Source organism: Streptomyces liliifuscus (assembly GCF_016598615.1).
Classification (GTDB): domain Bacteria; phylum Actinomycetota; class Actinomycetes; order Streptomycetales; family Streptomycetaceae; genus Streptomyces; species Streptomyces liliifuscus.
In genome coordinates this window covers 2908367-2925879 of the sequence record NZ_CP066831.1, presented here as the reverse complement: position 1 = coordinate 2925879, position 17513 = coordinate 2908367, and the positions used below count along the sequence as shown (strand labels likewise).

Genomic DNA, 17513 nt, shown 5'->3' with positions numbered 1-17513 from the left:
CCGGTACGAGGAGAACGCGATGTCCGCACAACTTTGGGACCCCAACCGGGAACCGGACGAGGGCCGTCCGTCGGGCAGCCCTCCGCCGCCGACGGACCCGCCGACGATCGGTCCGAACAGCGCGTCCGACGCGGCCGCCGGGCCGGCCGGGCCCCGGCCCGCCGACGCGCCGCCGGAGGCACCGCCGCGCCCCTGGTCTCCCCGGTCGGTGCCTCCCTCGGGGCAGGGGCGGTCCGATGCCGGACCCACGCCCATGTTCCCGCCCCAGCCCGCGCCGATGTCGTTGCCGCCCGTGCAGGACGGCAACCTCGAACCGCTGCGGATCCCGACGGCGAGGCAGGAGGACGGCACCGCCGCTGATCGCGTCCGGATCGGGCTGTGGGGGGCGCCGAGGTCCGGGAAGACGACGTACCTGGCGGCGCTGCCGATAGCGGCGATGCAGTTCCAGCGGCACGGGGAGGGCAACTGGCTGATCGGAGGGATGACGGCGGAGGCCAACGCGTTTCTCAACGACAGCGTGACGAAGCTGGCGATCGAGAAGGGCTTTCCCATCAACACCACGGCCCTCGAAGGCATGAGCTGGTCGTTCCAGGGCCAGGAGCCCACCACGGGGATGATGCGCAAACGACTTCGGGACGCCAGCTTCGTCCTGGAGATCCAGGACGCGCCGGGTGAGTCGTTCAAGCCGAACAACCCGCTGCACGCCAAGGTGCTTGATCAACTCGCCGGTGCCCAGGGCCTGCTCTACCTCTTCGACCCGCTGGGGGACGCCTCGGAGGCGAGCCAGAGCCTGACCTTCTTCTTCGCCACGCTGAACGAGCTGAACAACCGCATCAGGAACGCCGGCGGGCACTATCGGGGCCGTCTGCCGCACCATGTCTCGGTCTGCATCGCCAAGTTCGACCACCCGGACATCTTCCGGCCCGCGGTCGAGGCGGGCTGGGTCACCCAGGACACCGTCGGCTCCCAGCTTCCGCGCGTCCCCGAACACCTCGCGGAGGGCTACTTCCAGTGGCTCTGCAACGACTTCCGCGGCTCCACCGCGAGGCTGGTGCGTGACGGGCTGGCCGCGTACTTCCACCCCGAGCGCGTCAGGTACTACGCGACGTCCGCCATCGGGTTCCGGCTGAACCCGCAGCACGTCTTCGACTACCGCAACTACGCCAACGTGGAGATCGTCAACGGCGCACCCCGGATCTGCACGTCCCCCGAGCCCATCAACGTACTGGAGCCGCTGACGGAGCTCGAGCGCAGGATCCGGGCCTCCAGCGGAGGGCGTACGGGGTGGCGGCGGTGAACGCCGGTCCGGGGGCCGGACGGCTCACCGCGGACTGGGCGGTGCTGGGCAAGTACCCGGGGCAGGTGATGGGCTACGAGGTCCTCGACGGCAGTCTGCCGACGGACCGGGCCGAGACGTACCTGTGGGGTGCCACCACGGGCAGCCCGGACAGCCGCGAACCGGCGGCCGTGCTGCCCTGGCGGGTCTTTCTGGGCAGTGTCGGAACCGACCCCACCCCGGTCTGCGCGACCGTCGAGACCACCTGGGACGGAAGCCGGGACGGCACCGGTTCTCCCAGCTATGCCTGGCGCCTGTTCCTGCTCGACTGGTCGCAGGCCGGGACGGCCCGGCTGACCTGGTCCGCGCTGGACGAGGCGCTGCCTCGCGACGACCAACCACTGTCGGGCGCCGCGGTCCCGCTGTCAGTGGCCCGCTCGACGGGTGAGCAACTCGCCCGCCTTGTGGACGAGTTGGGTTTCGAATGGGCCGCGCGCACCGTGGCGCTGCTGCTCGACAACCGTCAGGTGGCGATCGTGCCGCCACCCGGGGCGATGCTCCCGGACGTCGACGAGCGGGTGCGCATCCTCGACGCCGTCTGTGCGCTGCTGCCGTACGGCTGCCGTTCATGGCTGAGTGCCGCGACCTGGACCGGACGGGCCGACCACGAGGTGCGACTGGTCTTCGCGGCCGCCCCGAGGTCGGGGCAGGTGGAGGTGAGGCTCGGGACGGGCAGCCCACCCGAACCCCAGAGCGACACGGCCCGCAGCTACCTGACCGAACTGCTCCGCCTGCGCGCAAAGCCCCGCCCCACCGCCGAGCTGGTCGACCATCTGCTGGGCTGGACCGAGGTCATCCCCCTGCGAAGCCCGGGAGAGGCACTGCGGGTACTGCGCCGGGCCGACCTGCTGGACTCCGTGATCGAGGCGATCCGGCACGGCCACGGCGACCTGAACGACGTGGAGCAGCTTCTGACGCAGTACGCGATGGACTCGCTCGGTGAGCATCGGCTCGCCGTGCTCGTGCCCTACCTCGCCCGGTGCGCGTCGCAGGGGGCGGCCGACGGGCTCGCGCAGACGCTGCTACGGCGGTACTGGAGCCGCTCCGTCCCGAACGTGCTGGCCGAGGACGTGCTCGCTCTCGGCTCCACGGGGGAGGCGATCGAACGGGCGCGGGGTCACCTGGAGCTGACGCGCAGCCTGGAGACGGAACTCCCGGGCGTCTTCGAGGAGTTGCTGACCGTGCTGGTGACCGCTCCGCACCAGAGCCACGAGTGGACCGGAACCCTTGTCTACATGGTGGAACGGACCATGGGCCGGACACCGGTGAGCGTCGACGCCCTCCTGATCCGCGACCGCGAGACGGGACTGGCCTGGCTCGGCACCTGGCTGGCGCATCGTGGCCGCGACGTGGCGTCGCTCGTGCGGCTCGTGGACCGGGCGGAGGGCCTCACCGCCGGCGGCTCGACCGGATGGCTGCGGTTCGCCGCCGTCCTCACCGGGCGGCCCGGTGCCGAGCGGGCGACGGAGCGGGACGCGGCCGAGTTCATGGCGGCGCACGAGGAGGCCTGGGAGAGTGCCCTCGACGTCGTCGTGGACCAGAACCGGTCGGCGGCCGTGGCCCTCCTGTGGCCCCGTCTGCGGCAGATCGCCCAGGCTCCGGCGGAACATGGGGCGGCACGGCTCCTTTCCCAACTGGAGCGGCTCGCCCCGCCTGCTGACGCGGACCTGCGGCCGGAGACGGCCGCCGCCGCCGACCTGCTGTGTGCCCTGTGCGCGACCGACGGCGCCGGAAGCCCCCGCGGGATGTCCCGGTTCCGGCGCCTGACCGACTCCGGCACCCGGGACACGTACGTGGCCGCCCTGAGCCACCTCCTCAACGGCGACGCGACGGCGAAGAGGGTCGTGACCGAAACCCTGCTCGGGGACGTCCCCGACGACGACTGCTGGCAGGCTCTGACCCTGCTGATGCGGCAACTGCCCACCATGGAACACCTCGTGTGCGACCGCCTGGACCCACGGATCGCCGACGACCACGCCCTGTGGCTCCAACTCGACCTGCCCGGCCGCATCGTGACGAACCTGAGCGGGAGGGCCCACCTCCACTGGCTGCGGCCGGTCCAGGAGTTCCGCGGCGCGGTGCGCACCCAGCAGTCCATGGAGCGGCTGGCCCGGGTGATCGCCGCCGGCTCGCCGGGCGGTGTCATCAGCTCGCAACTGCTCAATGCCGTAGAGACGTTCATCCACGACAACGGCCCGTGGGCCGCCTACTCCCTCGCCGCTCAGTTGCACTTCGCCGCTCCCGACCTGGACCTGGCCCTCTACGGTGCCCTGCACCGCGGCGAGCGGGGGCGCCGGACCGTGCGCTGGTTGGACGAGTTCCATGAGATGGAGGCCTACCACCACGTCCGGCTACGGGCCGCCCTGCACGGCAGGACGCATTCCGGAGAGCCGCCGCGATCGTCCGAGCCGCAGTCGTCCGCAGCGCTGCCGCCGTCCGCCTCCGCGTCCGTGTCCATTTCCCCGGCGTCGGGAACGGTGCTGTCACGGCGGCACGCCCGCCGGATATGGCGTTGGCCGTTCCACCGCCCCGACTGGTTCCGGGGTTTCCAATGACCGCCCCCACCGCCGTCGCGCTCGACCCCGGCGCCCACTTCACCCGCATCGCCCACATCACCCCGGACGGCACTCCCGCCCTGGTCGAGCTTCCCGGCACGGTGCCGGGAGAGGGACTGCCCACCCCGGGCGGCGCGGGCGGCCACCACGGCACCGCCCTGCGGGCCGCGTACGCCGCGTTCCGACAGCAGTACGGCACGCCCGAGCAGGTCGTGGTCGTCATACCGCAGCACGACCGGGCCGAGCAGGCACGTCGGGCGACGGACGTGCTGGCCGCCCTGCACGGCACTGATCCGATGCCCCGGCTGCGGACCCTCGGCACTCCGCACGCGGTCCTGGCGCTGCTGCGGCACGCCGGTGCGGCGACCGGTGCCCGGTACGCGGTCTGCGATCTCGGTGCCACGGCGGCCGAGGTGTCGCTGTGCACCCTCGCGCCCGGATCCGTGGCGGTGACAGCCACCGCCCGGCATGCGCCGGGTGACGGTTTGGCGGCGGGCTTCGACGCGGCCCTGCTCACCGGCGCCGGCCTGCCGGACGAGGACAGCGCCCGCCGGGCACTCGCCGAGGCCCGCGCCAGTGAAGGCGCGGCCCAGCGACAGGAGATCGCTCTAGGCCGCAGCGTCCGGCACCCGGGAAGGTACGACGACACCGTGGTCCTGGAGGTCGCGGGGCACGGGGTCACGCTGGGCGTGCTGCGGAGGGCGCTGGACCGGCTCACCACCGGGCTCGACGCCGCGCTCGACCGGGTGGCGGACGGGCAGCCCGCCGCGCATGTGATCGCAGTGGGTGGCGCGGCCCGGTCGGGGCCACTGCGGCGGCATCTGACGCAGCGCCGGGGAGCACCGGTGCCGCTGCCCGGAGGCACGGACCCCGCGCTCGCGGCCGCGTTCGGCGCCGCGCTGGTCGCCGCCGGCCGGATCGATCCGGCCGACCGCTATCCGTACGCCGTGTTCGTCGGCACCCACTGCACGGTGGGCGGTACGCCTCGCGCGGACGATCTGCTGATCAGCCCGGCCGGGGCACTGGAACCCGGCGGGCCGACCGTCTTCGCGGAGGCGGACGGTCATCGGGTGCGCGTGCGGACCCGGCCGGTCGGCGCCACGGCTCAGCGGCGGGTCCCGATCCAGGTCCGGGACGCGAGCGGCGGTCACCCGACCCCCGTGCGTGCCGTGACCGTCTCCGCAGCCCCGGAAGGCACCCGCTTCCACGTCGGCGTGCGCCTGGCCGTCGACGGCACCGCCCATCTCGTCCTGCATCCGACGAGCAGCGGGACGCCCAGTGAACATCTGCTCGGCGCCCTGCCGACCGACATCGAGGGAGCACACCCGTGAAGCAACCCGCCGGGGGCCACCCACCCACATGCCCGCACCGGGACCGAGCCGCAGAGCGGGCCGGGCGCACCCGGCGTGCCCTCGCCCGCACCGGGGTGGCAGCCGCAGCGCTCCTGACGCTCATATCCTTCGCCGCGCCCACTGCGAGCGCCGACGCCACGCCCTCCCGCGCCGAGATCTACACCGTGCTGAATCTGGACGACCAGCCCGCCGACCATGTCGTCCTCGTGGACACGTCGGGCTCGATGGCGGACGACGGCCGCTACGACACCGTGCGCACCACCCTGCGGCCCTTCCTCGACGGACTGTCCACCGAGGACCACGTCGCGCTGTTCACGTTCGACTCGCGCCCCGAGCCCCGCTACATCGGCTCGGCCGGCGACACCGATGAGATCCTGTCGACGCTGCCCGACGAGCCGAGCCCGGCCGGCGGGACCGACATCGGAGCGGCTCTGGACCGGGCGCTCGGTGAGCTCGATCGCGGGGGCGCCGCCGAGGTCGCCTCCGTGGTGCTGCTCACCGACGGCGAGCACAGCCCGTCCGACGGCTCGCCCTACCCGGAGGCGACCGGCGCCCCCTGGACCGAGCTGCGCGAGCGGGCCGCGGCCCTCGGCGAGCGGGGTACCGAACTCAACGGGTACGCACTGCCGTTGGGCAGCGGCGCAACCGGTGCCGAGTTGCTGGGCGACGTCATCGAGGACAGCACGGTGCTGCGCCCCGACGGCATCGAGGACCTCGGCGCCTACCTGGAGCGGGCCGGGGACGGCGTCCGCGTGCGCAAGGCGGGGCTGCTGCTGGCCGAGGACGAAGGCAAGGGCATCACCGCCACCTGGGCGGACCGTCGTCGGCGTGACGTCACCGACGGCACGAACGCCGCGAGCGTCACCTTGACCTCGACGACCCGTCATGTGCCGTTGACCGTGAAGGACTTGGGCCTCTCGGTGGAGGGTGAACCCCTGCGGGTCTCCGGGCTGCCGTCCACCCTGAGCCTGGCGCCCGGTGAGTCACGGACGTTCGACGTCCGGCTGCGTGGCACTCTGTCGGACGGCCCGCTGCCCTACCGACGGGACCGCGCCACCGACGCCAGGCTGCAAATGTCCGGGCGGGTCGCCTCGGACTGGGAACGCGCGCTCGCGCCGGACGTGAAGCTCCAGGTGCCGCGCGAAGTACGGGTCACCGGGGCCGCGTTGCCGTTGACGGCGACTGTCGGCTCGGCGGTGCTGCTTCCCGCCGTGATCGGGGGCCTGGTCGCCGTACTGGTGATCGCCTGGCTGCGGTGGCGTCGTCTGCACCGCCCCCGGCTGCGCGGCGAGCTGGTGCTCAGCCCGGTGTACGGCGGGCAGTTGCCCGACCGGATTCCGCTGAGCGGACGCCGGGTGGAGTTGAGGCCGCAGGTCATCGGCGGCCGGGGCTCGGTGCACGGCCGGCGCCGGTCCACCGAGCAGGGGGCACGGATCGACCTGCTGATCCGCTACACACCGGACGGCTCGGCCGGGCGGCAGAGCGACGCCACCTGCCTGCCCGACGGCCAGGTCGTCGTCAACGGTGTGTCGTTCAGCTACCGGTCCGAGCAACCCGCCGACCGGGTTCCGGCCGCCAACGGACGGCCACGATGACCGCCCTCAACGTCGCCGCCACCCATGTCGGCACCGAGGCACTCGGGCCGGGCGTGCGGTCCGTCGTCTGGGTGCAGGGCTGTCCCTTCCGGTGTGCGGGGTGCATCGCGCCCGACTGGATCCCGGACCGGCCGGCCAGGCGGGCCGAACCCGCCGAGCTGGCCGAGGAGTTGCTCGCCGACCCGCGCGTCACGGGCCTCACCCTCTCCGGAGGGGAGCCGATGCAGCAGGCCGCCGGACTGGCCGAACTGGTCGGCCGTGCCCGCTCGACGAGGGACGTCTCCGTCATCTGCTTCACCGGCCATCGCCTGGAACGGCTGCGCACCCGCCCGCCCACAACCGGCGTACCGGAGCTGCTCGCCGCGGTCGACGTGCTGATCGACGGCGTGTACGTCGCCGCCCTCGACGACGGCCGGGGGCTGCGCGGCAGCTCCAACCAGCGCATCCACCACCTCACCGGGCGACTCGCGAACTGCGGCTACGACTTCGCCGGGCGCCCTCGCACCGCGGAGATCGCTGTCGACGGACCGCAGGCCCTGCTCATCGGCGTACCGCCCACCGGACTGCTCGACGTCTTCGACACAGCGGTCGACGCGGCCCTCGCCGGTACCCGGCCACACACCCCTCGCACGTCCGGTACGTGCTCGCACACCTCCAGGAAGGAAGCCCCGTCATGAGCGGCAGGAAGCGTATTCAGGTCGACGAGTCGGAGTGGTACCGCGTCCAGCGCAAGGCGCAGCAGCTCAAGGAGGTGCAGCGCAACATCCCCCGGCTGATCGAGGACGTACGGGCGCAGACCCGCGCGGACATCGACCGCACCTTCGCCGGCGTCCAGGAGCGGCAGCGGCGTCACGAGGAGGCCGTGAGCTCGCTCAGCCGGCAGACCCGGCAACTGGAGGAGACCACCACACGCAGGCTCCGCGAGCAGGCGACGGAACTGCACCGGGCCCTCGACGAGACAGCCGGGCAGATCCGGGAGGAGACACGACGTGATTTGTCCCGGCAACGTGAGGAGACCCGCCGGGCGATCGCGGAGGAGCGGGCAGAGCGGCGCGCGGAGATGAACCGGCTGTCCCAGGAGGTCGACGCCCTCAAGGAGGACCGGGCACGCTCCGAGGAGATGGTGCGGGCTTGGCTGGCGGACGCCCGCACGATGGCCGCGCTGATCGCCGACACCCTGCCGCACGAGCGGTACGCGCCGGGCGAACTGGCACGGCTGACCGGCCGGTTGGCCACTGCCGAGCACAACACGTCGGCGGGTCGGTACGAGGCCGCGCTCGCCGTCGCGCAGGAAGCCTTCCACTCGCTGAGCGACCTGCGCGTCGACACCGAGCAGAGCGAACTGGAGCGTTGCTCCGCCCAGGCGGAGGCGGTCGAGACCCTCGTACGGGTGGAGAAGCTGATCGACGGCAATACCGAGCGGCCCGTCGTCGGCTCCGACGGCCGGGCGCTCGCGGGCTACAAGCTCGACGTCGTCCACTGGTCGGACGGCGAGTTCGACGCCCTGCGCGAGGAGACGCGGGACGCGCTGGCCAGGGCCCGCGACGACAGCACCGACACCGGCGAACTCGTCGGCCTGCGAGACCAGGAGGCGACCCGCCTCGAACGGTCCCTCGGCGACACCGTCGAGCGCGCGGGCATGCGCCACCTCGCCTCACAGATCCGCGTCAACCTGGCCGACGCCGTGGCCACCAGTCTCAGTGAGTACGCCTACTACGACGTCGTCGACGGGGACTACGAGGACGGCGACCAGCGCGGCCGGTACCGGGCCAGGCTGCGCAACGAGAAGGGCGAAGAGCTCGTGGTGGACGTCGGCCAGGACGTACCGGACTCCGAGCAGTGCGTGATCCGGGTGCTCTCCTACGACCAGGACGTCACCGCCGAGGCGGAGCTCATGCGCCGCGCCCAGGCCGTCCGGCAGGCGCTGGCGGCCGACGGCCTGCAGGCGTCGGACCCCGAGTGCGAACCGGGCAGCCCCCACGACGCCGTGCAGACCCCCGCGCTCCGGCCCGCGCCCCGGCCCGTGCCCAGGCCCGAGCGGCGGCCCGCTCCGGCTCCCACCGAGCAGCCACAGGTGGGGAAGGCGACGCAGTGACCGCAACGGCAGCGGAGGCACCGCCGCCCCTGCCGGGTCCCCCGACGACGGAACGGCTCGACCCGTCCGCCCTGCACAGCGGCGAGCCGTTCACCGTCATCTACGGACCCGGTGTGGGGGACGTCTTCGTCGACAGCGCCTACCAGGTGTGCGTCCTGGAACAGGCACTCTGGCGGCTGCTGCACTCCGAGGGCTTCGAGCGGATCGTCTTCAGCTCCCTGAATCATCCGGTCTACTTCCGGGACCAGGCCTCCCGGGACCTCTCCCGGCACGGCGGCAGCCGGCCCGCCGCGGTGGTCGGCCCGGGCACCATGCGGCACCGGCAGCTGAAGGGAGGACCGCTGGGCCACATGGACGTACGGAGCTCCCTCTCCCGCCGCCCCGCCGCGGAGCCGGAGGACGGCGGCCCTCCGGCGGGCGGCACCGCGCGTCCGCGGCCGTCCACCGGCATATCCGACCCGTTCAGTGTCAGCACGCTCACCGGCTATCTGCGTCAGTCCCGGCACCGTACGGCCGTGGTCTTCTCGCACGCCGAGGAGATCCTGCACCACACGACCGCGGCGCGGGAGCTGGCCGGTGCCATGGAGCGCTGGGCGCACCACGGCAACGACCACAACCTGTGGATCCTGGTCTTCCGCAAGTCGACCCTGGACGAGGTGGCCGAATTCGTGCGCGCCCAGGGCCACTTCCCGTTCCTGGAGACCTTCGTGGGCGAGCAGCGGTCCGCGCCCGCAGGCGGCGGCACCTTCCGCGTCGGCCCTCCGGAGGCGGCCGAACTGGAGCGGCTCATCCACGCGCTGAGGCTGCGCCTGGGACTGCGGATCGCGGATTGGCGCGAGCTCGATCCGATCGTCAGGGCGATGGCCGCCCACCCCGGCAGGCTGCTCGCATGGCGGTCGAGGCTCGCCCGGCTGGCCCGGCGGGGCGGGGAGCTGAGCCGGACCACTGTGAGGCAGTGGCTCGGCTCGGTGTCCGCCGACGGGCGCACCGCCTGGGAGCGGCTGGAGGCGATGCAGGGACTCGGCGCCCTCAAGGAGTACTTCGAGCGGCTGCGAGCCGAGGCCGAGGCGGCCGAGGAACTGCGTGCCCTGGGCCGGGGCCTCGGAGCCGAACCACCCGCCCTGCACCTGGTGTTCACCGGCAACCCCGGCACGGGAAAGACCACCGTGGCGCGGCTCGTCGCCGAGATCTACCTGGATCTGGGCCTGTTGAGCCGTGGCCACTGCGTCGAGGCGCAGATGAGCGACCTGGTGGCCGGATACATCGGCCAGACCGCTCCGTTGACCAACCGCACGGTCGACCGGGCGCTGGACGGTGTGCTGTTCATCGACGAGGCGTACGGACTCAGCGACCAGCGGGAGGGGTTCGGCGACGAGGCGATCCAGACGCTGCTGAAGCGGATGGAGGACGACCGGGGCCGGCTGGTGGTGATCGTCGCCGGCTACCCGGACAAGATGAAGGAGTTCCTGGCGGCCAACCCCGGGCTCGCGAGCCGGTTTCCGCTGGACAACGTCATCGACTTCCCCGACTTCGAGCTCGACACCCTGACGGCGATCCTTCTGCGCCGCATCGAGGAGCGCGGTCTGCGGCTCGACGAAGGCACGGCGGATCAGTTGCGGCAGATCGTCACCGAGATGCGGCGGACCGCCGACGGGGACTTCGGCAACGCCCGGGACATGCGCACGCTCGGCGATGCCATCGCCAAGCGGTGGGCGGGACGGGTCAGACGCAACGTCACGGAGCCCGTCACCGCCGACGACATCCCCGAGACCTACCGCGGCTACCTGCCGCGCCCGGCGCCCGACCCGGCCGCCCTGCTCGCCGAACTCGACGACTACGTCGGCCTCGGGCCGGTCAGGGAGGTCCTGGAGAACCTGGCCAACCGCCTGCGGATGCGCCAGGCGATGAACAAGGGCCAACTCGCCCCGCCCCACATGGTGTTCACCGGGCCGCCCGGGACCGGCAAGACCACGGTGGCCAGGAAGATCGGCACGCTGTTCCACGAGCTCGGGCTGCTGCGCAAGGGCCATGTCGTCGAGGTGACCCGCACCGATCTGGTCGCGAGCTATGTGGGTCAGACCGCGCCGATGGTGCGCAAGGCCGTGCAGGACGCGCTGGACGGGGTGCTGTTCATCGACGAGGCCTACAGCCTGGTCCGGGACACCCGGGGCGGTGGCGGCTTCGGAGCCGAGGCCATCGACACCCTGATCCGGGAGATGGAGCACTGGAGGGGCCGCCTGGTGGTGATCGCCGCCGGCTACCCCGAGGACATGGAGGAGCTGCTCGCCTTCAACCCCGGCATGCCGTCCCGCTTCACCGTCCGGGTGCCCTTCTCCGAGTACTCCCTGGACGACCTGGTGGAGATCCTCCGCCGGATGGCGGCCGCGGAGGGATACAGCCTGGGCGAGGGCGTCGCCGAGCGCGCCGCCCGCTGGTTGCGCGGCACTCGCCTTGCCGAACCCGCAGCCTTCGGCAACGCCCGTACGGTGCGTGAACTGCTCGGCTTCATGGAGGGCAGCATGGCCGCCCGCTTCGCGCGTGGTGAGGCCATGGACGCCGTGTTCCGGCCGGGGGACGTGCCCGACCCGCCGTCCCACCGCGGGCGGCAGGGATGAGCGGCCTCGACGGAAACCCCCGATCAGGTCCTCGGCACCACGACCTTCCCCTCCGTGTCCAGTTCCTCCCGCTCCTCCAGCACGGCGGTGAGGATCTCGTCGGCATCCCGGAGCCGCCGCTCGATGACGTCCGCCGCGGCCTCCACCTGCTCCAGGGTGAGGCCCCCGTCCGGCGCGGTGGCCGGGACGCCCGCACCGGACGCCTCGTGCAGCGCCCGTGCCAGCAGCCGGTCGGCCCGCGCGTGCCGGTTCAGGGACGCGAGACGGGACCCCTGAGCGGCCTGGACGGCTTCCAACCGGTCCTGGTACGTGGCGAGTTCATCGCTGCTCGCCCGGTACTCGCGCTCCGCCGCGGCCAGCGCGGACTGCACCGTCGCCGCCCGTTCCAGGGTCCCCCGGGTGCGCGGGGCAAGCACCGTGAGCTGGTCCTCGGTGAGCCGCACCAGTGCGTCACTGCTGGTGCGCAGCGCCTCGTCCACCCCTGCGTCCCGCCCGCGCAGCTCCGCCAGTCGCGCACCGATGACCTGTTGCTGCTCCTGCAGCCCGTCCAGCGCGACCACCAGCCGCTCCAGCCGCCGCAGTTCGTCCACCTGCCGACGCAGCCCCTCGTGCTCGGCGAGCCGCCCACGCAGGGCGGCCTGCGTGTCCGCGAGCCGCTCCAGGGTCTCGCGCTCGCCGCGCACCCGGTCGGTCACCTCAGTGAGCTCGCGCATCAAGTCCCCGGTGCCGCGGGCCACCTGATCCCCGGGCCGGGCGGCCGCCAGCAGTCCGGGCAGCGCCTGGGCCAGGCCGCGGGCGTCCTCCAGAGCGTCGTCCAGCGCGTACAGGGCGGCGAGCGCGGGCGCCCCGCCTGCCGCGTCGTCCTGCCGGCGCAGCGCGGCCGCGGCCCAGCGCAGAGCGTGGCCCAGCACGCGCAGCGCGGCCTCCTGGTCGCTCGTGTCGTCGGCGGCCAGCGCCTCCGCGATGCCTCGCCTGCAGTCGTCCACCATGCCCCCCATCGGACCGGACAGTCCGCCGTCCGCGTGACTGTCTTCGCATTCATCAATGTATCGCCACAAATACGCATGTAGTCGACTCTCTTTCACTATTAAGCACGGATGGCTTTCAGTAACTCAATGGGGGGTAATCATGGCGGAGTTGGTACGTTTTCACGGCTCTGACGGGGCGTCACTGCTGGTCGAGGTGGACAGTGTCGGGGGCGGTCTGGAGCGGATCTCCAATCGCGACCGGAACGGCGTGGTCGAGGCCGGCCGACGCTTGGAGGAAGCGCTCGCGACGGTCCGTCCGGCGCTGCGCTCGGTCGTCGACTCCGTACGCGCGCTCGCCGCGGACGAGTACGAGGTCGAGTTCGGGATGAAGCTCAACGCGGAGTCCGGCGTGGTGATCGCGAAGACGGCCCTGGAGGGTCACTTCAACGTCAAGATCCACTGGACCCGGTCCGTCCCCGCCCCCGGAGAGTGATCCATGTCCGCCACCGAGGAGGAGCCGCCCTGGCTGGTGAGCGTCCGTCCCTCCCGGGACGCCGACCCCGTCGGCGCCGGCCTGATGGTCACTCCGCGGCACATCCTGACCTGCGCTCACGTCGTGCGGGACAGGCCGTCGTCGGCCCGGCCCGAGGACCCGGTGTACATCGAGTTCCAGCACGCGCGACAGCACGAACCGATCCCCGCCACCGTTGTGCCCGACGGCTGGCATCCGCCCGTCGGGTACGACCGGGGCGACATCGCCGTCCTCGAACTCGGCGGGACCCCGCCTCCCGAGGCCGCGCCCGCCCAGCTGCGCACCACTGCCCCCGGCACCTGGAACCATCGCTTCCACACCTACGGCTACCCGGTCGGCCATCCCCACGGAGTTCCCGTCCAGGGCGAGATCAACGGCCACGCCGGCACCGAATGGCTCCAGGTGGTGGCGACCCCGCTCAGCGGCTTCGCCCTGGAGGGGGGCTTCTCGGGCGCCCCGGTGTGGGACCGGAACACCCAGGGTGTGATCGGCATGATGGTCGTCCGCGACAACCCCGTGGGCAAGGTGGACCAGCGCACCGCCTACGCCGTCACGGTCGAGGCGCTCGTCGAGTACTGGCCCCCGCTCGCCGACCACGTGCGCGACACCACGGTCGCCGAACTGCGCGACCGGCTGGAACGGCTGCTGTGGACCTCGCTCACCGAGGACGGCGAGATCCGGCGGATCGAGGCGGTGGACCCGTACGACATCGGCGTCTCCCGCTCCAAGTACGGCAACCGCCCGGAGAGCGCGCCCTACGTGCCGAGGCAGCCGCAGGACGGGCAACTGGACGCCGCCCTCGCCGAGTGCCGGTTCGTGGTGCTGGCCGGGCGCTCCAAGGCCGGCAAGTCCCGCACGCTGTACGAGGCACTGCTGCGCAACCTGCCCGGTGCCCGGCTGATCGTGCCCCGCACCGGGGGCCCGGACCAGCGGATCCTGGACGACCTCAGCCGGGAGTCCCTGCCGACCGGGCAGGACCCGAGCGTGCTGTGGCTCGACGACCTCCATCGCTATCTCCAGCCCGGCGGCCTCGACCTGCAGATCCTCGACCGGCTGGCCCGCAAGAACCCAGCCGTCACCGTCGTCGCCACTCTCCCGGCCAAGCAGCGGGCCGCGCTGACCGGCATGGAGAACGACGTGGGCCGGGTGTCCCGGACCATCTTGAACAGGGCACGCACCATCGAACTGCCCGCGCAACTGGGGGCGACGGACACCGAGGCCGCCCGGGATCTCTATCCACGTGAGGACTTCACCGCCCGCGGCATCGGCGAGGTGATGGTGGCCGCCTCCGCCCTGGAACAGCGCTTCGACGACGGCGTGGAGAGCTGTCCGGCCGGCTGGGCGGTGGTACGAGCGGCCACGGACTGGCAGCGGATGGGCATGACCGACCCGCTGCCCGAGGACACGCTGCGCCGGTTGTTCGACGCCTATCTCACTGCTCACCATCCGCAGTACGACGCCGACGACACTCTCTTCCGCACCGGCCTGGCCTGGGCGCGTGAGCCGGTCGCCGGAGGCATCGCGCTGATGCACCGTGCCCCCGGCCCGGACGACCCGCCCGCATACGCGGGATCCCCCTACCTGGCCGAATACCTGGACACCCGCACCGACGACCCGTCCGCCGCCGTGCCCGGACTCGCCTGGCAGTACCTGGCCGAACGGCAGCAGGCCGGGGATCTGCTGCGCAGTGCCTACGTGGCGCTGCTGCGGGAGGAGTCCGAGGTCGCCCAGCAGATCTTCCAGCAGGTCGCGCGCACGACCGGCGACCGGGACAGCAGGGCCTGGGCCTCCCTGATGCTCGGTGAGATACACCTCTACCAGGGCGACTTCGACTCGGCGACGGCGCTGCTGGACACCGCGGCCACCTCCGGTGTGGAGGAGGTCGTCCCGCTGGCCCAGGTCGACCTGGCCGGAGTACTCATGGTGACCGGCGACCGCGACCGGGCGCGAACGCTGCTGGAGTCCGCCGTCGCCTCGCCCGACCCGCAGGTCTCGCAGATGGCCCAGGTCGGCCTGGCCCGGCTGCTGGCCGCACAGGGCGAGCCGGAGCGGGCCGAGCGACTCCTGGAGGCGGTGCTGGCGGCCGGGGACGCCGAGGTGACCACGCTCGCCACACCGCTGTACGCCCGTGTGCTCACCGGCGACGCTCGCGGCCCACGCGCCCGGGGCCCCGCCGGCCGTGAACGGGCCAAGCCCGGCATGGGCACCCCTGCCCGCACCGGCGCGGCCGAACTCGTGGAGCAGCCGTGGGCGCTGTCCCGGGCGGTCGGTGAGTCGATCGTCGGCCAGATCACCGCGATCGCCTCGGTGAACCTCGGCGGCATCCTCGCGAACCAGGGCAAGCTCGACCGGGCCGAGGAACTGCTGAAGTCGGCGGTGGACAGTGGCGGTTTCCACGCCGTGCCGCAGGCGCAGTCGGCCTTGGGCGAGCTGTACATCCTGCAGGGGCGGTTCGCCGAGGCCCAGCAGATGCTGGAGGCCGTACTGCGCTCAGGGCACCCGTTGCTCGTCCCCTTCGCCCAGGTCGCTCTCGGTGTCGCGCTGCTGCAACAGGGCGACGACGAGCACGGGCTGCCCCTGCTGCACGGGATGGCCGAGCAGGGCCACCCCGACCAGGGGCCGCGCGCGGCGTGTGTGCTCGGCGAGTGGTACACCGCCCAGGAGGAGCCGGCGGCCGCCCGCGAGTGGCTGAGCGGCGCGGTCGCCTCCGGGCACCCGGACTGGGCGCACACCGCCCGCGTCGATCTCGCGTTCCTTCTGGCCACCCGGCAGGACGCCCTGGAGGAGGCGCACGTTCTGCTGACGGAGGTGATGGAGTCCGGACACCTGGAGCAGGCTCCACGTGCCGCCGACATTCTGGGCGAACTGCTGGTGCTGGCCGGTCGTACGCAGGAGGCCGAGCAGGCGTTCCAGGCCGCGATCGCCTCCGGGCACCGGGAGTGGACACAGCTCGCCCGGATCAACCTGGCCGCGATGCTCGCCGCACGGGACGGTCTGTCCGAAGAGGTGCGGGAGCTGCTGATGGCGACCGCCTTGTCCGGACACCCGGACCAGGGGCCACGCGCCGCCGACATCCTGGGTGACTACCTGTCCGGCGAGGGGCGGATCGCGGAGGCGGAGGAGGCCTACCGGATCGCCATCGACTCCGGGCACGAGGAGTGGTCGCTGGTCGCCCGTATCGACCTGGCCCTCACTCTCGCCGACAGCGAGGACTTCGCGCGCGCCGAGAGTCTGCTGCGGGTGGTCGTCGAGTCGGCCAACCCCGCGGCCTCGGCCTGGGCGAACACCCTGCTCGGCATGGTCCTGGTGTACGACGGGCGACGGGCCGAGGGGCTGCGCCACCTGCGCGAGGCGGGTCGGACCGGCGAGTCGGAGCCCGCGCAGATGGCCCGCTTCCAGCTGGCGAAGTGGCTCCTGCAGGACGGCGTCGACGACGAGGCTCGTGACCTGCTGCGTTCACTGGTCGACGAGGAGAACGAGGGCGACGACTCGGACGTCGGCGGTGTCGCCCGCGCGTATCTGATCGTGCTGCTGCTGCGCGACGGGGACCGTGAAGGGGCCGAGGAACTGCTGCCCGGGGTGGAGCGGTCGGGCGACGCCGAGGCGATCGCCGTGGCGTACCTCGGCATGGGGGAGCACCTGCTGGAGTCCGGCGAGGTGCAGACATCCGCGGAACTCCTCGAAGGCGCGCTCGCCATGGACGACCCGGACACCGCGCCCCGGGCCGGCGCCTGGCTCGGCGTCGTACGACGCTCCGAGGAGAACCTGGAGGAGGCGCGCCGCCTGCTGTCCGACGCGCTGGCCTCCGGGGACCCCGATGTCGAACCGCTGGCCCGCAGATACCTCGGCAGCACTCTGTCCAAGATGGGACTGTGGCGCGAGGCCGAGGAAGCACTGCTGCCGCTCGCCCGTTCACAGGACACCGAACATCGGCCGCAGGCCCTGCGGTTGCTGGCGCAGGTGCTGGTGTCCGACGACCGGCAGGAAGAGGCGTGCCCCTGGTTCGAGCTGGCCATCGCCTGCGGTGACTCGGAGATCGAGTCCCAGGCGCGCTACGAGTACGCGGAGCTGCTGGTCAGCCTGGGGCGACGGGAACGCGCCCAGGAAGTGTGGGCACCGGAAGAATCCGGAGAGGACGAATCCGTACGCCTCGATCCCACGGAGAGCGCTCGCCCGGCACTTCACGCCGCGGCAGGAAGCCCCGAACCGCCGCCCCCGGTGCACCCGCTCCCGGCGCGGGTGCTCTCACTGCTCGGCGACGTGGCCTTCGCGGAGGGCGACGAGGACGAAGCCCGGTACTGGCGCGGCCTCGCCGAGCAACGCCGGTGCTCGGCGACGGATGTCCGTCGCCAAGTGGGGAGCGGGGATCCCTCGGAGTAGATCCCACCGCACCGCCGCTCGTCTCCCGACGACGCCGCGTGCACACGCTTTTGCCGGGGCCCCCTGCCGCCCGGCTGCTGAGTAG

10 protein-coding genes are annotated in these 17513 nt (G+C 72.5%); 9 read left to right on the top strand and 1 reads right to left on the bottom strand.

The window, feature by feature from the left end; all coding sequences use genetic code 11:
* Positions 1–19 precede the first annotated feature (19 nt).
* From JEQ17_RS12365 to JEQ17_RS12335, 7 genes are read left to right on the top strand one after another with little or no spacing between them, the layout of a single operon-like run.
* A complete protein-coding gene (locus JEQ17_RS12365; protein ID WP_200395312.1) occupies positions 20–1297 on the top strand; it encodes a hypothetical protein in 1278 nt (425 codons plus the stop codon).
* Positions 1294–3891 (top strand): hypothetical protein, encoded by a 2598-nt coding sequence (locus tag JEQ17_RS12360; protein ID WP_200395311.1) that lies wholly within the window; start codon positions 1294–1296, stop codon positions 3889–3891. Before JEQ17_RS12365 ends, JEQ17_RS12360 begins: the two co-directional genes overlap by 4 nt.
* Positions 3888–5222: a hypothetical protein gene (locus tag JEQ17_RS12355; protein ID WP_200395310.1), complete on the top strand. Its 1335-nt coding sequence runs from the start codon at positions 3888–3890 to the stop codon at positions 5220–5222. The genes JEQ17_RS12360 and JEQ17_RS12355 overlap by 4 nt, the downstream gene beginning before the upstream one ends.
* On the top strand, positions 5219–6838 hold the full coding sequence (locus tag JEQ17_RS12350; protein ID WP_200395309.1) for a vWA domain-containing protein: 1620 nt from the start codon (positions 5219–5221) through the stop codon (positions 6836–6838). The genes JEQ17_RS12355 and JEQ17_RS12350 overlap by 4 nt, the downstream gene beginning before the upstream one ends.
* Positions 6835–7515 carry a 4Fe-4S single cluster domain-containing protein gene (locus JEQ17_RS12345; protein ID WP_200395308.1) on the top strand — a complete coding sequence of 227 codons (681 nt, stop codon included), beginning with the start codon at positions 6835–6837 and terminating at the stop codon, positions 7513–7515. Before JEQ17_RS12350 ends, JEQ17_RS12345 begins: the two co-directional genes overlap by 4 nt.
* Complete coding sequence (locus tag JEQ17_RS12340) at positions 7512–8933, top strand: coiled-coil domain-containing protein (protein ID WP_200395307.1); 1422 nt, start codon at positions 7512–7514, stop codon at positions 8931–8933. The genes JEQ17_RS12345 and JEQ17_RS12340 overlap by 4 nt, the downstream gene beginning before the upstream one ends.
* Complete coding sequence (locus JEQ17_RS12335) at positions 8930–11548, top strand: AAA family ATPase (protein ID WP_200395306.1); 2619 nt, start codon at positions 8930–8932, stop codon at positions 11546–11548. The genes JEQ17_RS12340 and JEQ17_RS12335 overlap by 4 nt, the downstream gene beginning before the upstream one ends.
* Positions 11549–11571: 23 nt before the next feature.
* Here the strand turns inward: JEQ17_RS12335 and JEQ17_RS12330 are convergent, their stop codons facing one another.
* Positions 11572–12537, bottom strand: coding sequence for a DNA repair protein RecN (locus JEQ17_RS12330; RefSeq protein WP_200395305.1), 966 nt, complete (start codon positions 12535–12537; stop codon positions 11572–11574).
* A gap of 139 nt (positions 12538–12676) precedes the next feature.
* On the opposite strand from JEQ17_RS12330, the gene JEQ17_RS12325 reads away from it, so the two are divergent.
* Together JEQ17_RS12325 and JEQ17_RS12320 are read left to right on the top strand one after the other, a co-directional pair.
* The gene (locus JEQ17_RS12325; protein ID WP_200395304.1) at positions 12677–13009 is read left to right on the top strand and encodes a CU044_2847 family protein; all 333 of its coding nucleotides are present in this window, start codon (positions 12677–12679) and stop codon (positions 13007–13009) included.
* Positions 13010–13012: 3 nt separating this feature from the next.
* Complete coding sequence (locus JEQ17_RS12320; RefSeq protein WP_200395303.1) at positions 13013–17428, top strand: tetratricopeptide repeat protein; 4416 nt, start codon at positions 13013–13015, stop codon at positions 17426–17428.
* Positions 17429–17513: the final 85 nt, after the last annotated feature.

Coding starts and splice junctions, on each gene's coding strand:
- JEQ17_RS12320 (WP_200395303.1), top strand. CDS start 13,013: ATGTCCGCCACCGAGGAGGAGCCGCCCTGGCTGGTGAGCGTCCGTCCC.
- JEQ17_RS12365 (WP_200395312.1), top strand. CDS start 20: ATGTCCGCACAACTTTGGGACCCCAACCGGGAACCGGACGAGGGCCGT.
- JEQ17_RS12355 (WP_200395310.1), top strand. CDS start 3,888: ATGACCGCCCCCACCGCCGTCGCGCTCGACCCCGGCGCCCACTTCACC.
- JEQ17_RS12330 (WP_200395305.1), bottom strand. CDS start 12,537: ATGGTGGACGACTGCAGGCGAGGCATCGCGGAGGCGCTGGCCGCCGAC.
- JEQ17_RS12325 (WP_200395304.1), top strand. CDS start 12,677: ATGGCGGAGTTGGTACGTTTTCACGGCTCTGACGGGGCGTCACTGCTG.
- JEQ17_RS12340 (WP_200395307.1), top strand. CDS start 7,512: ATGAGCGGCAGGAAGCGTATTCAGGTCGACGAGTCGGAGTGGTACCGC.
- JEQ17_RS12345 (WP_200395308.1), top strand. CDS start 6,835: ATGACCGCCCTCAACGTCGCCGCCACCCATGTCGGCACCGAGGCACTC.